General features: G+C 45.9%; 3 protein-coding genes and 1 other RNA gene. All 4 read right to left on the reverse strand.

The window, feature by feature from the left end:
* Positions 1-357: RNase P RNA component class A (rnpB, locus tag PHN32_09190), an RNA gene on the reverse strand.
* 38 nt (positions 358-395) lie between these two features.
* A complete protein-coding gene (locus PHN32_09195) occupies positions 396-848 on the reverse strand; it encodes a ribonuclease HI family protein (protein ID MDD3777762.1) in 453 nt (150 codons plus the stop codon).
* Complete coding sequence (locus PHN32_09200) at positions 849-1607, reverse strand: hypothetical protein (protein MDD3777763.1); 759 nt, start codon at positions 1605-1607, stop codon at positions 849-851. It lies immediately after the preceding gene.
* Positions 1591-2564: Nif3-like dinuclear metal center hexameric protein (locus tag PHN32_09205; protein MDD3777764.1), on the reverse strand; the 974-nt coding region annotated here is incomplete at its 5' end. The genes PHN32_09205 and PHN32_09200, both read right to left, overlap by 17 nt.

Raw genomic sequence — 2564 nt, forward strand, 5'->3', positions numbered from 1 at the left:
TTGGAGTTAGCCTATAAGCCGAGTTCTGTACCATCCTAAGATGGCAGCGGTCATCCATCTGGGACAAACATTACTGTTTGCCTCTAGCGGCCTTACCCGGGAGAAAGCGGGCCACCTTATACTCCCCTATTTGGCCTTGCTCTGGATGCGGTTTACCAAGCCAGCCTGTTACCAGACTGCTGGTGAGCTCTTACCTCGCCATTTCACCCTTACCAGTAAAACTGGCGGTATATTTTCTGTGGCACTAGCGTTGAATTTAAGCTTTGGCCTAAACCCACTGGGCGTTACCCAGCATCCTGCCCTGTAGAGCTCGGACTTTCCTCGCAATAAAAATTGCGCGACCGCTCAGCTAACTCCAGAAGTAATGATAAACAAATGAATAATAAAAGCAAGTTTTACTCTTCTACCTTGCCAAAGCTAACCTGGTGCTCCCCTTGGTAGGTAACCTCCTGGCTGTCTAAAGCCTGGTTTACCAGCTTATCTGCCTCCTGGTTCTGCTCCCTGGGCACCAGCCTTAAATCCACCGCCTTATAACTGCTTAGCTTTTGAGTAATGGCAATATATATCTTTAGCAGGTTTTCATCCTTAATCTTCCATATTTTTTTTACCTGGTTGTGTACCAGCTTGCTGTCTGTTATCAAAATTACTTTATCCGCCCCATACTTTTCCGCTGCTTCCAGTGCTTTAAGCAAAGCCTGGTATTCAGCTACATTGTTAGTCTGATGTCCAATGAACTGGCTAATCTCCTCTACCAGGTTTCCATCCTGGTCATAAATTACTATTCCTACCGCTGAAGGACCGGGGTTTCCCCGGGAGCCCCCATCAAAATAGATTTTTAGGTACTCCATCTATTCTTCCATTTCTTCCTTGATCTTATCCACTTCCGGCCTGTACAGAACAGACAGCCTGCCGCATAAAGGACATTTGTAAAGCTGCAGGGGATCATTTATCTTTTCAGCTTCTACAAAAGGGATTTCCATATTGCACACACTGCAAAAATTATCTTTTAGCACACTGACCGCTATACCGCCTTTTTTTTGTTTTACCCTTTGGTACTTTTCCATTTCCCCTGACGGTATGGTTGCTGCTATGGCTTCCCTTTTATCCTTAAATATCTTTATCTTTTCATCCAGCTGCTTAACCTTAACCGATATTTCCTGCTTAAGGCCCTCTATTTTTTGCTGTAACTGTCCTACCCCTTCCCTGGCCTTAGCCAGCTGGGGTTCCATTTCCTCAATTTGCATCATAAGTTCCAGCTCCTGATCCTCCAATTTACTATTGGAAGCCTCCAAAGCCTTATTTTCTTCCTGGTAATTAAGCAGCTCTTTGCTGCTCCCGATAGTTCCTGAAAACAGCTTATCCTGGTTAGCCTTTATTTTATCCCTCTGTATCTGTATCTTGTCTTCCAGTTTTTTACGGTTATGCTCCAGTTCACTGTAGCTGGCATTAAGCTGCTCTAAATTCTGGCTGGCTTCCAAATATTGTTTCTGGGTTTCAGCCAGCTGCTGGTTTTTTAGCAGCTCCTGGCGCTGCCTCTCTTGGCCGCCAATCATATTTTCCACTACCTGCAGTCTTAATAAATCCAGTATATTAAAATTGCTTTCCACTGTAATACCTCCAAGCCATATATCCCATTTTACTTTTATCCACCTTTATATCTACCTCTTCCTGGCCAAAATAATCAACCAGCCGGCGATACATATCTTCCATTGCCCACTGCTCGCTGCATCCATGTCCAATTTCTATTACTGTCTTTCCAGCAGCTGCCAGATCCAAAGCATGATGATAGCCTATCTCCCCTACCAGTACTGCCTGGCAATCCAAAGCCATCAAGCTATCGGCCAAGGAATTAGCACTGCCCCATACCACTGCCACCCTGGAAATATTTGAAGCGTTATTTCCGGATTTAGGGGTTGTCCATCTAAAACTCCCCAGGCCTAAGCTGCTGCTGATAGCAGCCAGAAAATTTTCTATATCCATCTTCTTCTTTAGTGTGCCGCATATGCCTAAACCTCCTTGTGCAAACCTATTCTCCAGCTTGGATATATGGTAGGCCGGCTGCTGGTAAGGATGCTTTTTTAAGGCTTCATCCAAAACTTTGTCCAGCACATCCGGGCTTACAATGCATTCAATCTTTATCTCCGGGGTAACCGAAAGCTGGCCCGCCTGGCCAATAAAAGGCTGGGCTCCCTGTTGGGGCAAAAAAGTCCCCTGCCCTGCACTGTTGAAAGTACAGCAGGAATAATTCCCCCATTGACCTCCCCCCGCCTGGCAGATAGCCTGCCTTACTTCCTGCTCATGCCCCTCAGGAACAAAAATAGCCAGCTGGTACCATGGCTGGCTGTAGGGCTGGATGCAGGATACCTCTTCCAGCCCCAGGCTTAGGCTGTAGTACCGGCCCAGCCCATCAGGCATGCAGTCATAATTGGTATGGGCCGAGTATACTGCTATATCCTCTTTTATCAAAGCCCTTATTAACTTCTGTCCGTAAGTCTTATCGGTAACAGATTTTAAGGGATTAAAGATCAATGGATGATGGGATATTATAAGGCTGGCTCTGCCTT

This window comes from Actinomycetota bacterium, assembly GCA_028698215.1.
GTDB lineage: Bacteria > Actinomycetota > Humimicrobiia > Humimicrobiales > Humimicrobiaceae > Halolacustris.